The sequence below is a fragment of the Serratia sp. AS12 genome, assembly GCF_000214195.1.
Taxonomy (GTDB): domain Bacteria; phylum Pseudomonadota; class Gammaproteobacteria; order Enterobacterales; family Enterobacteriaceae; genus Serratia; species Serratia plymuthica.
Window position 1 is genome coordinate 2,351,799 of sequence record NC_015566.1, and the last position, 22,400, is coordinate 2,374,198.

The 22,400-nt window shown below is 56.9% G+C and carries 21 protein-coding genes; 6 read left to right on the forward strand and 15 right to left on the reverse strand.

All coding sequences use genetic code 11. The features are described 5' to 3' along the window. Nucleotides 1-73: 73 nt before the first annotated feature. From SERAS12_RS11020 to SERAS12_RS11030, 3 genes are all read right to left on the reverse strand, one after another. Entirely contained in the window at nt 74-514 is a 441-nt protein-coding gene (locus SERAS12_RS11020) for a DUF2569 domain-containing protein (RefSeq protein ID WP_013812722.1), read from the reverse strand. 147 nt (nt 515-661) lie between these two features. Continuing rightward, on the reverse strand, nt 662-2,167 hold the full coding sequence (gene araA, locus SERAS12_RS11025) for an L-arabinose isomerase (protein ID WP_013812723.1): 1,506 nt from the start codon (nt 2,165-2,167) through the stop codon (nt 662-664). 35 nt (nt 2,168-2,202) lie between these two features. Next, entirely contained in the window at nt 2,203-3,888 is a 1,686-nt protein-coding gene (locus SERAS12_RS11030) for a ribulokinase (RefSeq protein ID WP_013812724.1), read from the reverse strand. A gap of 362 nt (nt 3,889-4,250) precedes the next feature. Here SERAS12_RS11030 and SERAS12_RS11035 point away from each other — a divergent pair, with 362 nt between their 5' ends. The 4 genes from SERAS12_RS11035 (at nt 4,251) to araC (ending at nt 8,845) form a co-directional block, all read left to right on the forward strand. Continuing rightward, complete coding sequence (locus SERAS12_RS11035) at nt 4,251-5,234, forward strand: arabinose ABC transporter substrate-binding protein (RefSeq protein WP_013812725.1); 984 nt, start codon at nt 4,251-4,253, stop codon at nt 5,232-5,234. A 60-nt stretch (nt 5,235-5,294) separates the two neighbouring features. Then, nucleotides 5,295-6,830 (forward strand): L-arabinose ABC transporter ATP-binding protein AraG, encoded by a 1,536-nt coding sequence (araG, locus tag SERAS12_RS11040; protein WP_013812726.1) that lies wholly within the window; start codon nt 5,295-5,297, stop codon nt 6,828-6,830. 17 nt (nt 6,831-6,847) lie between these two features. After that, nucleotides 6,848-7,831 (forward strand): L-arabinose ABC transporter permease AraH, encoded by a 984-nt coding sequence (gene araH / locus SERAS12_RS11045; RefSeq protein WP_013812727.1) that lies wholly within the window; start codon nt 6,848-6,850, stop codon nt 7,829-7,831. 96 nt (nt 7,832-7,927) lie between these two features. Then, nucleotides 7,928-8,845, forward strand: a complete 918-nt coding sequence (gene araC, locus SERAS12_RS11050; protein WP_013812728.1) for an arabinose operon transcriptional regulator AraC — start codon at nt 7,928-7,930, stop codon at nt 8,843-8,845. 132 nt (nt 8,846-8,977) lie between these two features. Here araC and sodD read toward each other — a convergent pair whose 3' ends face one another. Genes sodD through idi form a run of 4 tightly spaced genes read right to left on the reverse strand, consistent with a single transcriptional unit; the run spans nt 8,978 to nt 13,552 of the window. Beyond that, entirely contained in the window at nt 8,978-10,132 is a 1,155-nt protein-coding gene (gene sodD / locus SERAS12_RS11055; protein WP_013812729.1) for a sodorifen biosynthesis terpene cyclase SodD, read from the reverse strand. Between the two features lie 41 nt (nt 10,133-10,173). Beyond that, a complete protein-coding gene (gene sodC / locus SERAS12_RS11060) occupies nt 10,174-11,145 on the reverse strand; it encodes a sodorifen biosynthesis class I SAM-dependent methyltransferase SodC (protein WP_013812730.1) in 972 nt (323 codons plus the stop codon). After that, nucleotides 11,142-12,986 (reverse strand): sodorifen biosynthesis 1-deoxy-D-xylulose-5-phosphate synthase SodB, encoded by a 1,845-nt coding sequence (sodB, locus tag SERAS12_RS11065; protein WP_013812731.1) that lies wholly within the window; start codon nt 12,984-12,986, stop codon nt 11,142-11,144. The genes sodC and sodB overlap by 4 nt, the downstream gene beginning before the upstream one ends. A gap of 26 nt (nt 12,987-13,012) precedes the next feature. Next, complete coding sequence (gene idi, locus SERAS12_RS11070; protein ID WP_041416083.1) at nt 13,013-13,552, reverse strand: isopentenyl-diphosphate Delta-isomerase; 540 nt, start codon at nt 13,550-13,552, stop codon at nt 13,013-13,015. 447 nt (nt 13,553-13,999) lie between these two features. Between idi and SERAS12_RS11075 the strand changes: the two genes are divergently transcribed. Continuing rightward, a complete protein-coding gene (locus tag SERAS12_RS11075) occupies nt 14,000-15,040 on the forward strand; it encodes an oxidoreductase (protein ID WP_013812733.1) in 1,041 nt (346 codons plus the stop codon). Between the two features lie 75 nt (nt 15,041-15,115). Beyond that, on the forward strand, nt 15,116-16,111 hold the full coding sequence (locus tag SERAS12_RS11080; RefSeq protein ID WP_013812734.1) for a bile acid:sodium symporter family protein: 996 nt from the start codon (nt 15,116-15,118) through the stop codon (nt 16,109-16,111). Between the two features lie 32 nt (nt 16,112-16,143). Here the strand turns inward: SERAS12_RS11080 and add are convergent, their stop codons facing one another. The 8 genes from add to SERAS12_RS11120 form a co-directional block, all read right to left on the reverse strand. Further along, nucleotides 16,144-17,142 (reverse strand): adenosine deaminase, encoded by a 999-nt coding sequence (gene add / locus SERAS12_RS11085; protein WP_013812735.1) that lies wholly within the window; start codon nt 17,140-17,142, stop codon nt 16,144-16,146. Between the two features lie 185 nt (nt 17,143-17,327). After that, nucleotides 17,328-17,906 carry an ATPase AAA gene (locus SERAS12_RS11090; protein ID WP_013812736.1) on the reverse strand — a complete coding sequence of 193 codons (579 nt, stop codon included), beginning with the start codon at nt 17,904-17,906 and terminating at the stop codon, nt 17,328-17,330. Beyond that, complete coding sequence (locus SERAS12_RS11095; RefSeq protein ID WP_013812737.1) at nt 17,903-18,340, reverse strand: PTS sugar transporter subunit IIA; 438 nt, start codon at nt 18,338-18,340, stop codon at nt 17,903-17,905. The genes SERAS12_RS11090 and SERAS12_RS11095 overlap by 4 nt, the downstream gene beginning before the upstream one ends. Nucleotides 18,341-18,349: 9 nt before the next feature. Then, nucleotides 18,350-18,619, reverse strand: coding sequence for a hypothetical protein (locus SERAS12_RS11100; RefSeq protein WP_013812738.1), 270 nt, complete (start codon nt 18,617-18,619; stop codon nt 18,350-18,352). Between the two features lie 141 nt (nt 18,620-18,760). Next, nucleotides 18,761-19,603 carry a class II fructose-bisphosphate aldolase gene (locus SERAS12_RS11105; protein ID WP_013812739.1) on the reverse strand — a complete coding sequence of 281 codons (843 nt, stop codon included), beginning with the start codon at nt 19,601-19,603 and terminating at the stop codon, nt 18,761-18,763. Further along, complete coding sequence (locus tag SERAS12_RS11110) at nt 19,590-20,957, reverse strand: PTS sugar transporter subunit IIC (RefSeq protein ID WP_013812740.1); 1,368 nt, start codon at nt 20,955-20,957, stop codon at nt 19,590-19,592. Before SERAS12_RS11110 ends, SERAS12_RS11105 begins: the two co-directional genes overlap by 14 nt. After that, nucleotides 20,950-21,264: a PTS sugar transporter subunit IIB gene (locus SERAS12_RS11115; RefSeq protein WP_006324987.1), complete on the reverse strand. Its 315-nt coding sequence runs from the start codon at nt 21,262-21,264 to the stop codon at nt 20,950-20,952. The genes SERAS12_RS11110 and SERAS12_RS11115 overlap by 8 nt, the downstream gene beginning before the upstream one ends. A gap of 10 nt (nt 21,265-21,274) precedes the next feature. After that, nucleotides 21,275-22,255: a 6-phosphofructokinase gene (locus SERAS12_RS11120; RefSeq protein WP_013812741.1), complete on the reverse strand. Its 981-nt coding sequence runs from the start codon at nt 22,253-22,255 to the stop codon at nt 21,275-21,277. Nucleotides 22,256-22,400 lie beyond the last annotated feature (145 nt).

Here is a 22,400-nt window from a genome sequence, read left to right on the forward strand (position 1 = left end):
GGTTATTGCTCTTTTTGCCCTTTTTTGGCGAAAATTTACACAATTATCCGCGCAAAACGTGCCACAGCGGCATTCAGCGCTCGGTAAAGGTGCCTTTTACCCGTTGGGATCGCTTCATGTAGGGCACCAATAGCGCCGCCATCAACAGGGGCCAACCCAAACTGCGTACCGCCAGCTCGTCCGGCACCGGCGAAAAGGCGAAGGCTTTTATCGCCAGCAGCACGGTGATCAATAACCACACAAGGAACAGCTTGGGGAAACGCTGCGAGCGCTGGCAAAACAGCCACAGCAGCCACAGGGTAAAGCACCACATCGCCAGCGTGGTCAGGACGGACAAATACCATTGCAGGGTAAATGCCTGGGCGTTGGTCAGCAGGTATTCGCGCGACTCCGGCATGAAAATCGCCATGCCATACAGGAGTATCATCAGGCTGGCGCTAAGCAGGGTGACAATCATATAGGCCATCGGGGCCAGCAACCAACCGCCAATACGGGTGTATTCAGCTTGAGACATAAACGGCTTCCTGGGTAAGACATGAAGCCGCATAGCTTAGCGGGTAATAGGGGGTTAGTCATCAATATCAAGCGGATGGTCGGGACAATGGGGCAAGGGCAGCACGTTTGGTTACCGGCAGCCGGTTTTGCCCCGGCTGCCGACAGATTAACGGCGGTTTAGCTGATAGTAAGCGTCGTTCCAGCGGATCTCATTTTTGAACGCCGGCAGTGCGGTGGCGTTATCGATCAACAAGAACTCGATGTTGTGCATCTCGGCGTACAGCCGCAGTTGGTCTGCGTCCAGCGCCTGGGAGAACACGGTGTGGTGCGCGCCGCCGGCCAGGATCCAGGCTTCTGCGGCGGTGGCCAGCGTCGGCTGAGCCCGCCAGATGGCGCGCGCTACCGGCAGCTTGGGCAGCGGGTGCGGTTGTTCCACGGTATCCACCTGATTGACCAGCAGACGGAAACGGTCGCCCATGTCGATCAGGCTGGCGTTAACCGCCGGGCCGGCCGGGGTGGAGAAAATCAATCGAGCCGGATCCGCCTTGCCGCCGATGCCGAGCGGCTGAATGTCGAGCAGCGGCTTGCTTTCTTTGGCGATCGACGGGCACACCTCCAGCATGTGCGAACCGACCACCAGATCGTTGCCCGGCTGGAAGTGATAGGTGTAATCCTCCATAAACGAGGTGCCGCCGTTCAGTCCATCGGCCATCACTTTCAGGATACGCAGCAGCGCGGCGGTCTTCCAGTCGCCTTCGCCGCCAAAGCCGTAACCCTGTTGCATCAGGCGTTGCACCGCCAGCCCCGGCAACTGCTTCATGCCGTGCAGGTCTTCAAAGTTGGTGGTAAAGGCCTGGAAATTGCCTTGTTCCAGAAAACGCTTCATCCCCAGCTCGATGCGTGCCGCGTCGATCAGGTTCTCGCGCTTTTCGCCCTTGACTTTCGCCGCGTCGCTCAGCACATAGCTGGCTTCGTATTCTTCAATCAGCGTGTCCACATCGCCACGGCTGACCTCATTGATCACGCTGACCAAATCGCCGATGCCATAGGCATTGACCGAGTAGCCGAACTGGATCTGCGCGCCGACCTTATCACCTTCGGTCACCGCCACTTCACGCATGTTGTCGCCAAAACGCGCCACTTTCAGCTGCCGGCTCGCCTGTTTGGCGGCGGCGGCACGCATCCACTGGGCAATGCGGCGGTGGGCTTCAGGATCCTGCCAGTGGCCGGCAACCACGCTGTGCTGTTGGCGCATGCGGGCGCCGATAAAGCCGAACTCACGGCCGCCGTGGGCGGTCTGGTTCAGGTTCATAAAGTCCATATCCATGCTGTCCCAAGGCACCTGGGCATTGAACTGGGTATGGAATTGCAGCAGCGGTTTGTTGAGGATAGACAGCCCGGCGATCCACATTTTGGCCGGCGAAAAGGTGTGCAACCAGGTCAGGATGCCGATGCACTCCTGGCGATAGTTGGCGTCGCGGCACAGGGCGGTAATTTCATCTGGTGTGGTGACCAGCGGCTTCAGCACCAGTTTTACCGGCAACCCCGCCTCACGGTTGAGACTTTCCACGACCTGTTCGGCGTGCGCCTTGACCTGTTGCAGGGTTTGCGGGCCGTACAGGTGCTGGCTGCCGATGGCGAACCAGACTTCATGCTGCTTAAATGCATCCATCAGAGACTCCTGGGGTTAGTGTTGGGTATCGGGATTCAGCATGGCGAATCTGCGCCAGGGGCGTAGCGCGGCTCGGCGGCCAGGCACCATTGCTGATAGCGTTGATAAAGTTGTTGATAGCGCGCGACACGCTGCGGATCCGGTTGCAGTGTGCGTTCGATGCCGCAGGCCATCAGGCGTTGCGCCTCGGGCACGTTACTGAAACGGCCGGCGGCCACGGCGGCGAAGATCGCCGCACCCAGCGCGCAGCATTGATCGGAGGCGACAATCTGCAGCGGGCGGTTCATCACGTCGGCGCAGGCCTGCATGATCGTCGGTGATTTCCGCGCGATGCCGCCCATGGTCAGCACGTTGTCGACCGGGATGTCCTGCTGTTCGAAGCACTCCATGATGGCGCGGGCGCCAAAAGCGGTGGCGGCAATAAATCCGCCAAACAGCGTCGGCGCGTCGGTCCCGAGGTTCAAATCGGTAATCACGCCTTTCAGACGCTGGTTGGCATAGGGGGTGCGGCGGCCGTTAAACCAGTCCAGCACCACCGGCAGGTGATCCAGCGACGGATTGTTGGCCCAGGATTCGGTCAGTGCGGCCAGCAGGCCGGCTTCAATCTGTTTCAACTGCGGTTGCAGTTCGGGATGGTTTTTCGCCGCCTCATGCAGCGGCCAACTGAGCAAACGGCTGAACCAGGCATACATATCGCCAAAGGCCGATTGCCCGGCCTCCAGGCCTATCAGCTCCGGTACTACGCTGCCGTCGACCTGGCCGCAGATACCTTCGATCGCGCGCCCGTCGACCCGCTGGCGATCGGCGATCAGGATGTCGCAGGTGGAGGTGCCAATTACCTTCACCAGGGTATAGGGTTGCGCCCCGGCGCCCACCGCGCCCATATGGCAATCGAACGCGCCACCGGATAACACCACGCTCTGCGGCAGCCCGAGGCGTGCGGCCCACTCGGCGGTGAGCGTGCCGACCGGCAAATCGGCGGTGTGGGAGTCTTCGAACAAAGGCCAGGGCAAGTCTTCGACCAGCAGGGGATCGAGAGCGGCGAAAAACGCCTTCGGCGGCAGGCCGCCCCAGTCGGGGTGCCATAGCGTTTTATGCCCGACGCTACAGCGCCCGCGTTTCAATCGCTGCGGGGCGGTGGTGCCGGACAGCAGCGCCGGCACCCAGTCGCACAGTTCCACCCAAGAGGCGGCGGCCTGGCGCACTCCGGCGTCCTGACGCGAAACGTGCAGGATCTTGGCCCAGAACCATTCGGATGAATAGACGCCGCCGATATAACGAGAATAGTCGGGGAAATCGCCGCTGCGGCAAAGCCGGTTGATGGCGTCGGCTTCCTCGATGGCGGTGTGATCTTTCCACAGCACAAACATGGCGTTCGGGTTGTCGGCAAACTCCGGCCGCAGCGCCAGCACCTTGCCCTGCGCGTCAATCGGCGCAGGCGTGGAGCCGGTCGAATCGACACCGATGCCGATCACCTGCAGCCGTTGCTGCGGGGACATGCGCTGTACCAGGCTGACGATCGCCTGTTCCATGGCTTCTATATAGTCGAGTGGGTGGTGGCGGAATCGGTTCTCTGCAGCGTTGCAGAATTCGCCGCGCTGCCAGCGAGGGTAGTAAACCACTTCGGTATCCAGCTCCTGGCCGTTATGGCAGTCAACCGCCAATACCCGCACCGAATCGCTGCCGAAGTCCAATCCCAGGGCAATAGCGCCTGCCGTCATGATGTTGACTCCTGATGTGTAAATACGCTGTGACAACCATAGGAGCGGGAGCGGTGGGCAGGTGAGGAGCCATTAGCTGGAAGTATGCACTTTTCTGCTTCGCACAGTGATTTTGTGACGGTTGTCATAAGTTAATGCTTGGCGGAATTCGCTAAATATATGCACATATCTGCTGTAATCCACGGATGTGATAGCGCTCTACATTTCGGCAACAAATACCCGCTAAAACTTAATCCGTCTTACAGCTGGTGTTGGGAGATGCCGCGCAAACAAGCGGCGCACCGACAACAGGCACCCTAATGATAACGTTTTCACGGCGAGCGAATTTATTCGCCGAAGAGAACAACACTGCGGAGAGTATCATGCATAAATTCACTAAGGCGCTGGCGGCACTGGGTCTGGCGGCCGTTATGTCACATTCGGCTGTCGCCGAGACCATGAAGCTGGGTTTTTTGGTCAAGCAGCCAGAGGAACCCTGGTTCCAGACCGAATGGAAATTTGCCGACAAGGCCGGTAAGGATCTTGGTTTCGACGTGATCAAAATCGCCGTGCCGGACGGGGAAAAAACCCTTAACGCCATCGACAGCCTGGCGGCCAGCGGAGCCAAGGGCTTTGTCATCTGCACGCCGGATCCGAAGCTCGGCTCGGCGATCATGGCCAAGGCGCGCAGTTACAACCTGAAAGTGATCGCCGTGGACGATCAGTTTGTCACCGCCAAGGGCAAACCTATGGACAGCGTGCCGCTGGTGATGATGGCGGCCACCAAAATCGGTGAACGTCAGGGCCAGGAGCTGTGGAAAGAGATGAACAAACGCGGCTGGAAACCGACGGACACCGCCGTGATGGCGATCACCGCCGATGAGCTGGATACCGCCCGTCGCCGCACCGGCGGTTCGATTGCCGCGCTGAAAGCGGCCGGCTTCCCGGAAAAACAAATCTACTCGGTACCGACCAAGTCCAACGATATCCCGGGGGCGTTCGACGCCGCCAACTCAATGCTGGTGCAGCATCCTGAAGTGAAAAACTGGCTGATTGTCGGCATGAACGACAACACCGTGCTGGGCGGCGTGCGCGCCACCGAAGGCCAGGGCTTCAAGGCACCTAACGTGATCGGCATCGGCATCAACGGTGTGGACGCGGTCAGCGAACTGTCCAAGGCGCAGGCCACCGGTTTCTACGGCTCGCTGCTGCCAAGCCCGGACATTCACGGCTACAAGAGCATTCAGATGCTGCATGACTGGGTAGAAAAGGGTGTGGAGCCGCAGAAATTTACCGAAGTGACCGACGTGGTACTGATCACCCGCGACAATTTTAAAACCGAACTGCAGAAAAAAGGCCTGATGTAATCACCGAGCCGCCCGCAGCGTAACGCCGGGCGGCATTTTTGACCGCAGGAGGATCGCATTATGACCGCCGCATTGCCGTATCTGACGTTTAAAGGCATCGGTAAAACCTTCCCGGGCGTGAAGGCGCTGGACGATATCAGTTTCAGCTGCCAGGCCGGGCAGATCCACTCGTTGATGGGGGAAAACGGCGCCGGGAAATCCACGCTGCTGAAAATTCTCAGCGGTAACTACGCGCCGACCCAGGGTGAAATTCAGCTGAAAGGCCAGCCGGTTCAGTTCACCAACACCACCGATGCCTTGAACGCCGGGGTAGCGATTATCTACCAGGAGCTGCATCTGGTGCCGGAAATGACGGTGGCGGAGAACATTTATCTTGGCCAGTTGCCGACCAAACTCGGGCTGGTGGATCGCAAGCTGTTGCGTTACGAATCCCGCTTGCAACTGGAACATCTCGGGCTGGATATCGACCCGGATACGCCGCTGAAATACCTGTCGATCGGCCAGTGGCAGATGGTGGAAATCGCCAAGGCGCTGGCGCGCAACGCCAAGGTGATCGCGTTTGACGAGCCGACCAGTTCGCTGTCCGCCAGAGAGATTGAGCAATTGTTCCGGGTGATCCGCGAACTGCGCGCCGAAGGGCGGGTGATCCTCTACGTTTCGCACCGTATGGAGGAGATCTTTGCCCTCAGCGATGCCATCACGGTATTCAAAGACGGCCGCTATGTGCGCACCTTTGACGACATGAACCAGGTCAATAACGCGCAGTTGGTGCAGGCGATGGTGGGCCGCGATATCGCTGACGTCTACGGTTATCAGCCGCGTGAGTTGGGGCCGGTGAGATTGGCGCTACAGGGATTGCAGGCACCGGGCGTCAAAACCCCTATCGATCTGAGCGTGCGCGCCGGGGAGATTGTCGGGCTGTTTGGCCTGGTGGGCGCCGGGCGCAGCGAACTGATGAAGGGCATTTTCGGCGCCACGCGGGTCAGCCGCGGACAACTGACGTTGGATGGCCAGCGGTTGGACATCCGTTCGCCGATAGACGCTATCCGCGCAGGCATCATGCTGTGCCCGGAAGACCGCAAGGCGGACGGCATCATTCCGGTGCATTCGGTGCGAGACAACATCAACATCAGCGCGCGGCGTAAGAGCATCCGCGCAGGCTGCCTGATCAATAACGGCTGGGAGGTCAGCAATGCCGACCACCACATCCGGGCGCTGAATATCAAAACCCCAAGTGCCGGTCAGCTGATTATGAATTTATCCGGCGGTAACCAGCAGAAGGCGATTCTGGGCCGCTGGCTGTCGGAAGAAATGAAAGTGATCCTGCTGGATGAGCCGACGCGCGGTATCGACGTCGGCGCCAAGCATGAAATTTACCATGTGATTTACCAACTGGCGCAGCAGGGCATCGCGGTGCTGTTCGCTTCCAGCGATTTGCCCGAAGTACTGGGGCTGGCGGACCGCATCATCGTGATGCGCGAAGGCGCCATTTCCGGCGAATTATTGCATGACGATGCCAGCGAGGAAAAAGCCCTCAGCCTGGCGATGCTGCGCACCCCCGATATTGCCCCTGATGCCGCTGTGGCGGTGGCTTGATTGTGAAGGAGAAAGAGATGTCGACCATAACGACCCATTCTGTGAAAAGCCGCAGCGGCCGGGGGCTGGCGCGTATCTGGGACAGCTACGGCATGCTGGTGGTGTTCGCGGTGCTGTTTATCGCCTGCGTAGTGTTTGTGCCTAACTTCGGATCTTTCATCAACATGAAAGGGCTGGGGCTGGCGATATCCATGTCCGGCATGGTGGCCTGCGGCATGCTGTTTTGCCTGGCCTCCGGCGACTTCGATCTGTCTGTCGCTTCGGTTATCGCCTGTGCCGGGGTTGCCACGGCGGTGGTGATCAACCTGACAGAAAGCCTGTGGATCGGCGTAGGCGCCGGCCTGCTGTTGGGCGTGGCGTCGGGGTTGATTAACGGCTTTGTCATCGCCCGGCTGAAAATCAACGCCCTGATCACCACGCTGGCCACCATGCAGATCCTGCGCGGCCTGGCCTACATCATTTCCGACGGCAAAGCGGTGGGCATTGAAGACGAGCGCTTCTTCACCCTGGGTTACGCCAACTGGCTGGGGCTGCCTGCGCCGATCTGGATCACCGTCGCCTGCCTGATCCTGTTCGGTTTCCTGCTCAACAAAACCACCTTTGGCCGCAATACGCTGGCGATCGGCGGCAATGAAGAGGCGGCGCGCCTGGCCGGGGTACCGGTGGTGCGCACTAAAATCATCATCTTTGTGCTGTCCGGGCTGGTTTCGGCCGCCGCCGGCATCATTCTGGCTTCGCGCATGACCAGCGGCCAGCCGATGACCTCGATCGGCTATGAGCTGATCGTGATCTCGGCCTGCGTACTGGGCGGGGTGTCGCTGAAGGGCGGTATCGGCAAGATTTCCTACGTTATCGCCGGCATCCTGATCCTTGGGACGGTAGAAAACGCGATGAATTTGCTGAATATCTCGCCGTTCTCGCAATATGTGGTGCGCGGCGTGATCCTGCTGGCGGCGGTAATTTTCGACCGCTACAAACAGCAGGCCAAACGCACGGTGTAGAAAATCGTTAACCCTGCTCACAGTTCTGCCATCGGCTCAGGCAGTAATCTGCCGGGCCGATACACTGGTAATAGACAAGTTGTTTGAGGAGGACCGATGTATCATCGCATGGCACAGGAACCGCAACCGAACCCGCTGTTACCGGGTTACACCTTCAATGCCTATCTGGTGGCCGGGTTGACGCCGATCATGGCGGACGGCCCGCTGGATTTCTTTATCGACCGCCCTGGCGGCATGAAGGGTTATATTCTCAACCTGACCATCAAGGGCCAGGGAAAAGTGTTCGACGGCGAGGACACCTTTTACTGCAACCCAGGCGATCTGTTGCTGTTTCCTCCCAAGGCATCCCATTACTACGGCCGTTCACCGGACAGTGACTGTTGGTATCACCGCTGGGTCTATTTCCGCCCGCGCGCCTACTGGGCCGATTGGCTGGAATGGCACAGCAAAACCCATGAAGTGGGGCGCCTGACGCTGCCAAACAACAACCTGCTGCTGGAATTTGACCGGCTGTTCGCCAATATCGAACAGACCCAGCGCTCCGGCCGCCGCTTTGCGGAAGAGCTGGGCATGAACCTGCTGGAACGCCTGTTGCTGCGCGCGATGGAAGAAGATCCGCTCAGCCCGCAGAAAATCATGGATCCACGTGTCATCGAAGCCTGTCAGTTCATCACCGGCAACCTGGCGGGCGAGTTGCGCATTGACGAGGTGGCGCGTCATGTCTGCCTGTCGCCGTCGCGGCTGGCGCACCTGTTCCGTGAGCAGGTAGGCATCAATATCCTGCGCTGGCGCGAGGACCAGCGGGTGATCCGCGCCAAGCTGCTGTTGCAAACTACGCAGGAGTCGATCGCCACCATCGGCCGGGTGGTAGGCTATGACGATCAACTCTATTTCTCTCGCGTGTTCCGCAAGCGGGTGGGGGTTAGCCCTAGCGATTTCCGCCGCCGCAGCCTGGAGATTAACTACCCGGCGAAAAGCGAGCGCCAAACGCCTTACGCGGCGGTTACCGGTTAACTGCGTTGAGGACATGCGCGGTAACCGGGCTGCCAGGGGGAGAGGGAACCCGGTTACCGCGCATACGACCATTCCCCGATCACGCTCATCGCCGAACAAGCGTCCATGAACAAATTCTGTGTTGAAAGCCGCCTAGCGCCGCCCGTGCTGATCTGCTCTTTCCCCCACCTGCCACCACCAGGCGATGGTCGGGATGTCGATCGGCTCTGACAGCTCGCTTCCCCGAGCTTGCCGAGTAAACCCTGACGCGGTATAAGCCAGCCTGCCTGATGTCGTCCCATCAATAAATCGATAACGTTGGGTTTGTTGACACCACAAGATCCCGCCAATGGTATATTCTTCCAGCGCATCAATATAAATTTCGGCTCCTTTGTCATGCGGCCCATTTAATACTTCATCACGGAGCTCGACAAAACGCATCAGCATACGGTCCTGCATATTGAAAGCCATTGCCATTGCGGCTTCGACAGAAAGGTTATGGGTGTCCATCAGAACATCGATGATGTTATACCCATCGGCAGTACGTTCCGCCTCCTTGAAGTAGGAATAGCAATCACTTGACCAGTTGACCACGGTACGGGCCAGTTCCATCAACGCATTGACGCGTCTGTCGAACAGCAAACCCGGCCCCAACTCCAACCCGTTGGCGATCTGCGTATTGAGCATAAATGTGGGGGTGGCACCAGTATGCATGCGGGTCACCACATAATCACTCAGGTTGGGGCGTATCCCGCGCGCCACGTTAGATGCTTTCTGGATCTCGATGAAAAACCAATGTCGGACCGAATCCACCCACTGGTTGGCAAGATAGTCAGGTGACAATTGGCGAACGCGTTGCAGAATATCCCGCATGGCCACTGCATAGCGGTCATTTTTATCGACAATGATGTCGTGGCATTCCAGTGCGCGAATAGTTCTGAAAGCGCTGTCTGCCATTTCCATCGGCTTGTCACGAGTTGGGCCTTCATCGCAAAATTCATCGTCCCAGGTAAAAGCAATCATCGCCAGATCGGCCCCCAATTGCAGTTGCTCGGCATTGGGGGCCAAGGTATAGACATAGCCTGCAATCCCTCCGCAATCCTGTCCGTACAGACGCTGGCGCTGTTCTTCAGTCCAGTAAAGACGGTAACGCTCCATGAAATCGAGCGCTTTCTTTTCAACTTCGGCTTTCAGGGGGTGCACTTTGTACTGCCGGTTGAAGGGATTATAGTCAGGCACAATATGCATGACGGGTTGGGACGTAAGCGTCGGTTGGGCTTCGGGAGACAAAAAATCATTTGTGTTCATACTGTTCCCCATCATTGAATAGATATGACGTTAACGGAGGATTATTTTTTGCAAGCAATCACGCTGTAAGTAGAAACCTTGTTCTTCAGCAGCGCCACCGACCAGTTTTCCGCCAGCACCCGCAGCTCCTCCAGCGCGCCGTCAACCCCGGTGGGGAAATGACGCTCGATATTGGCTTTGGAGTCCATCAGCCAGTGCGCTACGTCGACGTTTGACGGCAATACGCGAAAATCCTTTATGGTGAAACCGCTGTCTTCCAGCACCTGGCTAAAGTAAACCGGCGTTTTTTGATGGCGGCAGGCCAGGCGATCAACAATATCCGGCGTATCGGACTGGTAGCGATCCGGTTCGACGTTGTACAGATTGTCGGAAATGATCACCTTGCCACCGGGCCGCACCCGGTTGAATAACGCGTGCATGGCTTTCTCATACAGCTCGTTGGGGAAGTGAGAGATGACGCCGCGGATGATCACCAGATCATAAAGATCATCAGGATCCGGCAACAGTCCGATGTCCTGCGCGTTGCACAAAAACAGATTGATGCGGCCGCTCAACCCTTGCTCGGCATGGAAGCGGGCGCAGTAGTTGAGCTGCTGGGCGCTGACGTTAACGCCGTCCAACCGTTGGCATTCCGGATAGCGCTCCGCCAGATGCTTGAGGATGTAACCCCAGCCGCAGCCGATATCCAGGATACGGCGCATTGCCGGCCGATCGCTGCCGGTTACCCCGGCCAGAAACAACTGCTGCTCGAAATAACGGACACTGGACTCATCCAGTCCCGCGGTAGGTTTCAGTTTCGACGTCGGCGTCAGGGTAGGAGCCGTATCCTCATACACCCCAAATTGAAACAACAGCGTCTCGCCGATGGCCTTGCGCCAATGTTCCGGTTCTTCGCAGTAGGTCTGTACCACCTTCTCCTCATAGCTGTCGGTATGGCTATCCCGGATCACCTGATACGGCAGGTTTTGCAAATACACCGGGTCGGGTGACATCATTTCAGACAGATTGCTCATGGTCGCTCTCCTCGATAAATGCGCGTGTTTTCGTGCAAAAAAGCTTCACTTTCATCGGTAAAACTCCCCACGTCGGCAACAAACCTCGCCAGCGGCGGTGTAACAAAGCTGACAATGGCGTTTTCGATGCCGTCGGCGTCCAGACCGCAGGCCGCCAGCAGCTCTGCCGGCTCGCCGTGTTCGACAAAATTATCCGGAAAGCCCAGCAACAAGCTGTTTACCGCGATCCCGGCGGCGGACAGGCATTCCAGGCAGGCGCTACCCGCGCCGCCGGCGATGCAGCCTTCTTCTACCGTAACCAGGGTCTCATGGGTACGCGCCAGGCGCTGCAGCAGCTCAGCGTCGAGCGGTTTGACGAAGCGCATATTGACCACGGTCGCATCCAGTCGGACTCCGGCTTCCAGCGCCGGCACGACCATCGAGCCGAAGGCCAGAATGGCGATCCGTCGCCCAATGCGGCGAACCTGCGCCTTTCCCAACGGCAACGTCGCCATCTCGCGCTGCGGCAGCACGCCGGGGCCACTGCCGCGCGGATAACGTACCGCCGCCGGGCCATGATGATTCAGCGCGGTATGCAGCATTTGCCGGCACTCATTTTCATCCGCCGGGCACATCAGCAGCAGATTGGGAATGCAGCGCAGATAAGCCAGATCGAACATGCCCATATGGGTCGCGCCATCGGCTCCGACCACGCCGGCGCGATCGATGGCGAAGGTTACCGGCAGTTTCTGGATGGCGACGTCGTGGATAAGCTGGTCATAACCGCGCTGCAGGAAGGTGGAGTAAATCGCCACTACCGGCCGCATGCCTTCGGCGGCCAGGCCGCCGGCAAAGGTCACCGCATGCTGTTCGGCGATGCCGACGTCGAAATAGCGATCGGGAAAGCGCTGCTGAAAGGCCACCAGGCCGGAACCTTCACGCATCGCCGGGGTAATGCCGACCACGCGCGCGTCGCACTCTGCCTCGTCGCACAACCAGTCGCCGAATACCCGCGTATAGGTCAGCTTACCGGCGGCGGTGGGCAATATTCCGGCCTGCGGACAAAATTTGGCCGGCGCATGGTAGTTCACGGGGTCGGCTTCCGCGTGCGAAAAGCCTTGGCCCTTACGGGTGATGACATGCAGCAACTGCACCCCGCGCCGATCGCGCAGCCGTTCCAGTGCCGGGATCAGCGTAGCCAGATCGTGGCCGTCAACCGGCCCCGAGTAGTCAAAACCCAGGGTGCTGAACAGTGACGCAGATTCACCGCCTTGCAGAGCGACGAGATGCTGTTGCAGCGCGCCGACCGATGGCGAGATCGACATATCGTTATCGTTGAGGATCACCAGTAGGGGCAGGTCCGGATCGAGCGTGGCGTTGTTCATCGCCTCAAAGGCCAGACCGGCACTGAGCGCGCCGTCGCCAATGACCGCGATGCAGCGCCGGGCCTGCCGCTGCAGCCGGACGGCGTGCGCCATTCCCAACGCGGCGGAGATTGACGTGCTGGAATGGGCGGTACCGAAGCTGTCATAGGGGGATTCATCCCGTCTTGGAAAGCCGGAAATGCCGCCCTTTTTGCGCAGGTTGCTCATCTGTCCGCGCCTGCCGGTAATCGCTTTGTGCGGATAACATTGATGACCGACGTCCCAGACAATGCGATCGTTTGGCGTATCAAAGACATAATGCAGCGCCAGGGTTAATTCCACCACGCCGAGATTAGAGGCTAAATGGCCACCGCTTTTTGCAATGCTGGATAATAAAAATGCCCGGAGTTCATTTGCTGCCTGTGCTAATTTCTCACGGGATAATTTTCGTAGATCGGCCGGAAAATTAATTAATTCCAATAAGGTATCCATCGCCATTCACCAGTCGTTTAATGTGGATAGCATTAACGGGATGCAAGCTTTTCCCATCGTGTTATTTCATTGGTATCAAAACTGTTTATTATTAACCTGAACCAGGCGGTGAATTTTTCCGGATGCAATTCAATCTCATGCAATAACTGGATGACATCAATCCATCGCGAATTTTCTACTTCGTCAGGATTAATATCAGGTTCACCTTCAAACAACCCAACATAAATATGGTCGAACTCATGTTCAGTCAAATTTCCAGGTACTTCAGCATGATAGATAAAGCTGGAGACCTTTTTCAATGGGGTGCAAAACCCCATTTCTTCCTGTAAACGCCGCTGGGCGGCAGCATCGGTAGCCTCGCCCCAGCGCGGATGCCCGCAGCAACTGTTGGTCCACAATCCGGCCGAATGGTATTTGCCGAACGCTCTTTGTTGCAGCAGCCATCTTCCTTTGTTATCAAATATAAAGATCGAAAATGCACGATGTAATAGCCCTTGCTGATGAACCGAGAGTTTCCCTTCCGAACGGATAGGATTATCTTTGTCATCAACGAGGATCAGCATTTCTTCCACGAGTGACCCCCGAAATAAATTCGATTGCAGGAAGTATGTTTTTTGATCAATGAAATTTAATTAAAGACGCATTTCTTTCATTGTCAAATTTATTTAATGATGGGTTTGAAAAAATAAATTAATAACGATGATGTATAAGTTGGTGACATATTTTTTACTTATGGATGAGTTCAAGGTTAATTCAATGGTGAGAGGGATTCCGTGGCGAAATATATTTTATGTCAGAGCCAGATGATGAATGATTTTAGCTACAGAAACAAAAGGGTCGGCTAGCCCAATGATGCTAAACCCTCTGTCCCGGACTGTAGTGAAGCGTCTCGGTCATGTTGATTGAAGAGTGGGGTTATTGTGCGTCGCTGCAGTTAACATAACATTTACTTCTTGTTCCCGCCTGCGTCATGGTGTCAAATCGGATAGGTAGATAGCGAGCCAGCAAGAGGAAAAACCATGGCAGAAAAAATTCGGGTTGGGCTGGTCGGTTACGGCTATGCCAGCAAAACCTTTCATGCGCCGCTGATTGTCGGCACCCCTGGCGTAGAACTGGCCGCCGTGTCCAGCAGCGATGCCGGCAAAGTGCACGCCGACTGGCCTGCGATGACGGTAGTGAGCGATCCGCAGGCGCTGTTCAACGACCCCTCTATCGATCTGATCGTCATTCCCACCCCCAACGATACCCACTTTCCGCTGGCGCAGCAGGCGATGGCCGCCGGCAAGCACGTGGTGGTAGACAAACCCTTTACCGTGACATTGTCGCAAGCGCAAGAATTGAAACAGCAGGCGGAACAGAGCGGCAAACTGTTGTCGGTGTTCCACAACCGCCGCTGGGACAGCGATTTCCTCACGCTCAAGGCGCTGCTGAAAGACGGCGCGCTCGGCGAAGTGGTTTACTTTGAGTCGCATTTCGATCGCTTCCGGCCGGAAGTGCGCCAGCGCTGGCGCGAGCAGGCCGGCGCCGGCACCGGTATCTGGTACGATTTGGGGCCGCATCTGATCGATCAGGCGCTGCAACTGTTCGGCAAGCCGCAAACGCTGTTTGTCGATCTGGGTGAACTGCGCTCTGGCTCGCAATCGGTGGATTATTTCCACGCGGTGTTGAACTACGGCAACCGCCGGGTGGTGCTGCATGGCACGGTGCTGGCGGCGGCGGAAACCGCGCGTTATATCGTGCACGGCACCCAGGGCAGCTTTATCAAGTTCGGGCTGGATCCGCAGGAAGACCGCCTGAAAGCCGGTGAACGTCTGCCGCAGGCCGACTGGGGCTACGATATGCGCGACGGTGTAGTGACATTGTCACGCGATGGCATACTGGCGGAGAAGCCGTTGCTGAGTATTCCCGGCAACTACCCGGCCTATTACGCGGCAATCCGCGATGCGATTAACGGCGAGGGCGAAAACCCGGTGCCGGCCGGCGACGCCATCAACGTGATGGAAATGATCGAACTGGGCATTGAGTCTGCGAAACAGCAAAAGGCGTTGCCGGTGGTTTGATCATCGTCGCTTTCGCCATCCACGGTTCCGGGTTCGCTTGTCGAACCCGTTTTACTCTTCGAGGGATCCCGATTCATGTCCTGGTTACAGCGTCTGCGCATTGATAAGTTTTTGTTGGTCCTGATTTTTGTGGTGATCGTCGCCTCGATATTCCCCTGCGAAGGGGTATGGAAAACCTTCTTCGAACGCCTGACTACCGCCGCCATTGCGCTGCTGTTCTTTATGCATGGCGCCAAGCTGTCGCGCGAGGCGATTATCGCCGGCATGAGCCACTGGAAACTGCATCTGGTGGTGTTTCTCAGCACTTTCTCGCTGTTCCCGCTATTGGGGCTGGCGATGAATTGGATGGTACCGGGGCTGATGACGCCGACGGTTTATCTGGGCTTCCTGTATCTGTGTGCGTTGCCGGCGACGGTTCAGTCGGCCATCGCTTTTACTTCTGCGGCGGGCGGTAATGTGGCCGCGGCGATTTGCAGCGCCTCGGCGTCCAGTATCCTCGGCGTTTTCCTGTCGCCGCTGTTGGTGGGAGCCTTGATGCATACTCAGGGCGGGAACACCGACGTAGTGCACGCCATTGGTTCGATAATTCTGCAACTGATGGTGCCGTTTGTGGTGGGGCATTTGGCGCGGCCGTTGATTGGCAAATGGGTCGATCGCCACCGTAAACTGATCAACATCACTGACCGTTCATCGATATTGCTGGTGGTATATACCGCGTTCAGTGCGGCGGTGGTGGAAGGCATCTGGCATCGGATTGATGGCTGGTCGTTGCTGACCATTCTGGTGATGTCGCTGGTGCTGCTGACGGTGGTGCTGATTATCAACACTTACACTGCGCGCTGGCTGGGGTTCGATACCGCCGATGAGATCACTATTGTGTTCTGCGGCTCGAAAAAGAGCCTGGCGAACGGCATTCCGATGGCCAACGTGCTGTTTCCGGCCGCTGCGGTGGGGGCCATGGTGCTGCCGCTGATGATTTTCCATCAGGTGCAACTGATGGTGTGCGCCGTACTGGCGCAGCGCTATGCGCGCAAAACCGCCAAACAGCGAGAGGCGCTGGCGGTGAAATAAACCGGGGCGCGTTATACGCGCCCCTTGCTTTATCAGCCTTGCACTTTATCGCGCAGAGCCTGCTTTTCCTGCTCGCTGAGGAACGCCATTTTCAGGCCGTTTTCCTGTGCGGTGCGGATTTCGGCCGGCGTCAGCCCGGCCTGGGGTGCCGCAACCCGGTATTCGTGTTCGATCTCGATGCCCTGAACCGCCGGGTCATCGGTGTTGATCGAAGCCAGCACGCCGTGGCGCAGGAATTTCGCCAGCGGATGCTGGGCCAGAGAAGAGACGGTGCTGGTCTGAATATTGGAGGTCAGGCAGGATTCGATGCCGATGCCGTGTTCAGCCAGAAAGTCCATCAACGCCGGATCTTCAATCGCTTTCACCCCGTGGCCGATACGCTCGGCGCCCAGCTCGCGGATCGCCTGCCAGATGCTTTCCGGGCCTGCGGCTTCGCCCGCGTGCACGGTAATGCGCAAGCCGGCGTCGCGGGCGCGGTTGAAATGGCTGAGGAACAGGCTGCCCGGGAAGCCCAGCTCGTCACCGGCCAGATCCAGCGCGGTAATGCCGTCGCGGTGCGCCAACAGGCCTTCCAGCTCTTGCAAACAAGCCGCTTCGCCAAAGGTGCGGCTCATGATGCCGATCAGGCGGACATCGATGCCCCGATCGCGAACGCCGGAACGAATGCCGTCAATCACTGCCTCCACGACCCCAGCCACCGGCAGTTGGTGTTTCATCGCCATGTAATACGGCGAGAAGCGCAGCTCGGCATAGTGCAGGCCGGCATTGGCCGCGTCCTCTACGTTTTCGTAGGCTACCCGGCGGCAGGCATCCAGATCGCCCAGCACCGCCACGCCCCAGTCCAGCTTTTGCAGAAAACTGATCAGATCCGGTTCGGCATGGGTGATTTGCACATGCGGGCGCAGCGCTTCCAGCTCGTCAGCGGGCAGGGTCAGATTAAACTGACGGCCCAGATCGAGAATGGTTTGCGCACGGATGTTGCCGTCGAGGTGACGGTGAATGTCGGTAAGCGGTAGGCGGGAGTCAATCATGATCTGCACTCGTTATTTTGTTGTAGGTAAAGTGCATATCAGTATAAAAACAAAAGAATGAAAATTGCCATTACGTTGCATAAAAAAGTGATGAAAATCACATTAATTGCGGGCGGCGTCGCATTTTTGGGTCATGGCGGGCGAGAAGCTCCCGCGTTTGCTCTGACCGGCAGTCGCGGAAAGCATTAACCTGCCATCCGCTTACCGATGTTATCGCCACCGATGCCGTACTCCGCCAGCGAGTCGACAATCCTGCCTATCTCCACCGGCTGGGCCTGTTCAATCCGGAACACCGGGCCGATGGCCATCGGGGTGGCGCGTTCGGCCAGCGCCCGCAATTCAGGCAAATACTCTGCGCCGGGGTGGCCTTTGGGCCGTTGGCCGATGCGCGAACCATAGCGTTCGGCCGCCAACTCGCCGGAAATCTGGTTCCACACTTCGAGGGGCTGCACCACCCCGGCTTCTCGCAGGTAATGGCGCAACGACTCCCTGGGCTGAAAGCCGAACCAGGCGTCTATAACGTAAGTACAGCATTCCGGTGCCTGCGCCACGATTGACCAAATGGCGTCATAAGCGGCGCAGCCAAGCCGCCGGTTCAGCGCCCGATCCACGTTGTCCAGCCGCGACATAAACGGCTCCTTGATACCGTCGAGAGTCAGATACGGCAGGCCGAAATGGTGCGCCAAAGCCTGCGCGACAGTGCTTTTGCCGGAGGCAGGAATGCCATTGACCAGAATGACGGTTTTTCCGCTCGCCAGAGTCATAATATTTCCACCACTTCTTGCCATATTTTCGCGGCGCGGAGCTTGTCGAGCCGCTCTTTATTGTCCAGCAAATCGACAATGGCGCGAATGCCGTCTTCGATATGCCGGTTACTGTCGGTCGCGCCGAACAGGATAACGATATCGGCCTTTTCGCTGTCCTGAAAGGCGATAGGCTCCTCCAGCAACACCATGCTGAAGCAATTTTTAATCACTCCGCACTCCGGCCGCGCATGGGGGATGGCGATCCCTTCGTCAAACACGTAATAAGCGCCGTGGGCCAGCGTATTGCTGATCACCGCCTGATAATAAGAGGCGTGAATATAGCCGTTATCAACCAACGGCTGCGCCGCCAGCGTAATGACCTTTTTCCAGTCCGTTTCCTTGATGCCGACCTGGATGGCGCCGGCCTCAATCAGCAGTTGTTTAATTGTCATCATGATCCCTCAGAGATTTTTCCTGATAATATTGCGCAGCTCGTCCATTTTGATAAAAACGGCATCGATATAGTGGCGATGGTTCTGGCTTTTGGCGTAAATCTTTACAGCCCGATTATAGGCCAGCATTAATGTCTTATGGATTTCGCCTTCTGCCGGCGTTGCCGACAACCGCTGTTCCAATGCGTTAATTTCGGCTGCAATTTCATTGGCTTCATCATCGTAATTCGTGGTGGGCAGCGTTTCTTTTTCCCGCTGACGTTTCATAAAATTAAACATATATTCTCCAGTCTATACCCGCACGTTTCAAGCCACGGCGTGCAGCACCCCTGCAATAGCTGGGGATCTTGGGATTACGAGTTAACCGCTTGGCCGCGACTTGAAATGCACAGGGTATATATTAAGAACGAATGACAACCGTTATTTAAACAGACCGATCTTTTCCGTTAATACTTCGGTGACGGCATTATTGGCAGGGATCAGGAATTTCCGCACGCTGTCGTTCACTTTGCCTTTTTCAAACGTCTGCTTGCAGCGCCCAACCCACTGCACGTTCATCTCGGTGCCCACGTTGACCTTTTCAATGCCGCCGGCCACCGCGCGCCGCATGTCTTCATCGCTGACCCCGGTGCCGCCGTGCAACACCAGCGGGGTATGGGTGGCCTCGGTGATTTCCGCCAGGCGCTGGTGCTGGATATGCGCCTTGCCGGTGTACAGCCCGTGGACGGTGCCGACCGACACGGCCAGCATATCGACCCCGGTTTCGTCTACAAAGCGCTTGGCGTCTTCTACGGCAGTAAAACAAATGTCCTCTTCCGCGACCGCCTTACCGTCTTCCGAACCGCCGATGGCGCCCAGTTCAGCCTCCACCGAGACGTTACGCTGGCGGGCGATGTCGATCACCTTGCGGGTATTGGCGATATTCTCGTCCATATCAAGATGCGAACCGTCATACATCACCGAACTGAAACCGGCATCAATCGCCGTCTCGATGGCGGCGATGTCCGAGCAGTGATCCAGATGCAGACAGGTGGGCACGTCTTCGCTTGCCGACAGCGAGCGGACCGAATCAACCAGCAGCCGGTAACCCAGATATTCGGCGGTTCCGGTGGAAATCTGGATCATCAGCGGGCTGTGGGTCGCCTTGGCCGCCCTGAAAAAGGCCGGTAGCATCTCCAGACAATGGAGATTGAATGAGCCGATCGCCTTGAAGTCGCGGGCCTTGGCAACGGACAACAGCTCGTTGAAATTATAGAGTTTCATGGACTTTTCCCTCAGGGTGTTTGGTTGATTTACCGTTAACGAACCACGCAATCAGCGTGATGAAGACAATGAACAGGGCGATGAACAGCCAGTTGCCCTGGAAGGCATGCCCCATCACCAGGCCGCTGCTGATGACGTCGGAATCGCTGAAGGTCACGCCGACAAAGCCGTAACTTTCCAGCATCGGCACCAGAATGGCCGGCAGGAAGGTGATGAACAGACCGTGAACCACGCCACCGATCATCGCGCCGCGTCGCCCGCCAAGGGCGTTACCGAAAATGCCTGCGGTGCCGCCGGCGAAGAAGTTGGTGAGCAGGCCGGGCAGGATCATCGCCAGACCGAACATCGGGAAAACGATCATGCCGATGATGGAACCCAGGGTCGTGGCCAGGAAGCCGACAATCACCGCATTGGGCGCATAGGGGAACAACACCGGACAATCCAGCGCCGGGCGGGCATCCGGCACGATGCGCATGGCAATGCCGCGAAACGCCGGCACCAGCTCATTGAGCAACAGACGCACGCCGCTGTAGAGGATAAACACGCCGGCGACGAACTGAATGGCCTGCATGAAGGAGTACATCAGGTAGTTCATACCGCCGGCATATTGGGCGATGAACTGTGGCCCGGCCGCCAGTGCGGGGATCAGATACATCGGGATCATCACCACCGCCATCGACAGATAGGTGTCTTGCAGAAACTTGAAGTTGTCGGGTAATTCCAGATCCTCGGTGGAACGCGAACCTTTGCCGACCACCTTGGCGACCGCCGCCTGCACCAGATAACCGATGGTGCAGAAGTGCCCCAGCGCCACCTCGTCCGAACCGGTGATTTTGCGCACGACCGGCTGCGCCAGTGCCGGCATCAACACCGCCATCACGCCGCCAAAGATCCCGCCGGTCAAAATCAGCGGCATCCCGGTCAACCCGGCTTTATAGCCGATCACTGCGCCGATGGTGGCCATCCACAACAACGCCTGCCCGGTCAGGAAAATGTATTTGAACGGGGTGATGCGGGCGATGATGATATTCACGGCGAAAATCACCAGCAGCGTCATCGCCACTTCAGAACCCAGCTCGCGGTTGGCCAGGCCGGCAATGGCGGCGACGTCGGTGATGTAACCGGTCATGCCGAAACCGTGGGTGAAGATACTGTTCAGGTAGGTCAGGGCACCGACAATGATGTTGATGCCCGCCATCATGATCAGAAAGCCCAACAGCGTTTTGAACGTGCCTTCGGCGACCTTGCCGGTGGATTTTTTCTGCAGCAACAATCCCAGCATGGCGATAAAGGCAATCAGGATCGACGCCTGACCAAGCAGATCTTTGACGATAAAATCGATCAGGCTACTCATGATGAGGGCCCTTCATGTCGCGCTCTTTCAAAAAGGCCACAATCTTTTGCTCGATTTCCACTTTATCGGTGAGCCGGTGGAGAACAATGACCCGTTTTTTTTCTTCTTCGCTGGCGTCGGCATTTAAAATATCGGCGAAGGTTTTTTGGGTCAGAATAATATCTGATTTAAAGGCGCTGGCCTCAGAGATCGTGGTGTGATCAATATCGGCTTCAATCTCTAATTTTTTCAGCACCGCTTTTGCGCTCATTTCGATGGCAAAGCTGGAGCCGAGGCCGCAGCCGCAAACACACAGTATTTTAAGCATGGACATCTCCTCAGATTATATTTAACTGCCTGGCGAGTTTGTAATGGTGTCCTTCGGTGTCGACCAAACGTTTTTGCATGCTGATTAAATCAATCGGAATAGGTTGGTTGCCGGCATTAATAATGATTGCCTTGTTTTTCATTCCGGAATGAATACAGCGCACGACTTCGCTGGCCATAAGGGTTCCCTGATAGATTTCTTCACAGGTGGGATCGCCATTGCGCAGACCGTACCCCACGATGGTTTTGCGAATGCGCACGCCAATCTTGGGTTCCAGCTGTTTAATCATGGTGTCGATCGCCCCCTGGAAGCCTGGCGAATACTCTTTGGTATATCCCTCTGAACATAAAATGATAACGCTGTTTTGCCGCTCCAGCCGGTGGGTTATTTTTTCCGCCAATGCGTTCAAAGGATGTTGGCATTCTGGAATCAGGGCAAAGTCCGCATTGGACTTTATCGCCGATTGCAGCGTTAGCTCCCCGCAGTAACCGCCCAGCAGCTCAATCATAAATACGCGGCCCGGCAGGGCGCGCCCGGTATTTCTCAGCTTGGAGACTTCTTTTATCACCTGCTCGCAGGCGGTGGAAAAACCGATGGTGTAGTAGCTACCAAAAACGTCATTGTCGATGGTCATGCCCACGCCAAAACAGTTAACGCCAAACTCACTGAGCGTATTTAAAAACTGCAGCGAGCCGTCGCCGCCGGCCATAATAAGCACGTCAATGTGCAGAGCTTTAAGTTGCTTGCCGATAGTTTCATATTCACTGGCGACCAGTTTCTTTGCCGTACGACCAGAAGAGATAATGGGCATCGATGAAATAGAGAAATCGACCAGGTCGCGTCTGGCGATGGAATGATGCTGATTAGCCAGTAAACCCGGTATTCCGCCGTTAAACAGAACGATATCTGCCTGCGCCAGCCTGGCGACCTGGAAAATAAAGTTGTTGATGCCGGTGACATCGCCACCGCTTATTACCATGCCGATTTTCATATGCCTGCTCCCAGCCCGTTCCGTTGCAGTCATTGTTATTTTTGGCATCGGTAAAATTTGCAGGTGATATCACAAAACAATCACAAATATTTCCTTCGAAGAGATTGACAGCACTATAGATAGCAGGATTTCTGAGAAGCAGATC

Excerpts from the sequence above, each read along its gene's own strand:
- SERAS12_RS11020 (WP_013812722.1), bottom strand. The coding sequence starts at position 514 with ATGTCTCAAGCTGAATACACCCGTATTGGCGGTTGGTTGCTGGCCCCG.
- araA (WP_013812723.1), bottom strand. The coding sequence starts at position 2,167 with ATGGATGCATTTAAGCAGCATGAAGTCTGGTTCGCCATCGGCAGCCAG.
- SERAS12_RS11030 (WP_013812724.1), bottom strand. The coding sequence starts at position 3,888 with ATGACGGCAGGCGCTATTGCCCTGGGATTGGACTTCGGCAGCGATTCG.
- SERAS12_RS11035 (WP_013812725.1), top strand. The coding sequence starts at position 4,251 with ATGCATAAATTCACTAAGGCGCTGGCGGCACTGGGTCTGGCGGCCGTT.
- araG (WP_013812726.1), top strand. The coding sequence starts at position 5,295 with ATGACCGCCGCATTGCCGTATCTGACGTTTAAAGGCATCGGTAAAACC.
- araH (WP_013812727.1), top strand. The coding sequence starts at position 6,848 with ATGTCGACCATAACGACCCATTCTGTGAAAAGCCGCAGCGGCCGGGGG.
- araC (WP_013812728.1), top strand. The coding sequence starts at position 7,928 with ATGTATCATCGCATGGCACAGGAACCGCAACCGAACCCGCTGTTACCG.
- sodD (WP_013812729.1), bottom strand. The coding sequence starts at position 10,132 with ATGAACACAAATGATTTTTTGTCTCCCGAAGCCCAACCGACGCTTACG.
- sodC (WP_013812730.1), bottom strand. The coding sequence starts at position 11,145 with ATGAGCAATCTGTCTGAAATGATGTCACCCGACCCGGTGTATTTGCAA.
- sodB (WP_013812731.1), bottom strand. The coding sequence starts at position 12,986 with ATGGCGATGGATACCTTATTGGAATTAATTAATTTTCCGGCCGATCTA.
- SERAS12_RS11075 (WP_013812733.1), top strand. The coding sequence starts at position 14,000 with ATGGCAGAAAAAATTCGGGTTGGGCTGGTCGGTTACGGCTATGCCAGC.
- SERAS12_RS11080 (WP_013812734.1), top strand. The coding sequence starts at position 15,116 with ATGTCCTGGTTACAGCGTCTGCGCATTGATAAGTTTTTGTTGGTCCTG.
- add (WP_013812735.1), bottom strand. The coding sequence starts at position 17,142 with ATGATTGACTCCCGCCTACCGCTTACCGACATTCACCGTCACCTCGAC.
- SERAS12_RS11090 (WP_013812736.1), bottom strand. The coding sequence starts at position 17,906 with ATGACTCTGGCGAGCGGAAAAACCGTCATTCTGGTCAATGGCATTCCT.
- SERAS12_RS11095 (WP_013812737.1), bottom strand. The coding sequence starts at position 18,340 with ATGACAATTAAACAACTGCTGATTGAGGCCGGCGCCATCCAGGTCGGC.
- SERAS12_RS11100 (WP_013812738.1), bottom strand. The coding sequence starts at position 18,619 with ATGTTTAATTTTATGAAACGTCAGCGGGAAAAAGAAACGCTGCCCACC.
- SERAS12_RS11105 (WP_013812739.1), bottom strand. The coding sequence starts at position 19,603 with ATGAAACTCTATAATTTCAACGAGCTGTTGTCCGTTGCCAAGGCCCGC.
- SERAS12_RS11110 (WP_013812740.1), bottom strand. The coding sequence starts at position 20,957 with ATGAGTAGCCTGATCGATTTTATCGTCAAAGATCTGCTTGGTCAGGCG.
- SERAS12_RS11115 (WP_006324987.1), bottom strand. The coding sequence starts at position 21,264 with ATGCTTAAAATACTGTGTGTTTGCGGCTGCGGCCTCGGCTCCAGCTTT.
- SERAS12_RS11120 (WP_013812741.1), bottom strand. The coding sequence starts at position 22,255 with ATGAAAATCGGCATGGTAATAAGCGGTGGCGATGTCACCGGCATCAAC.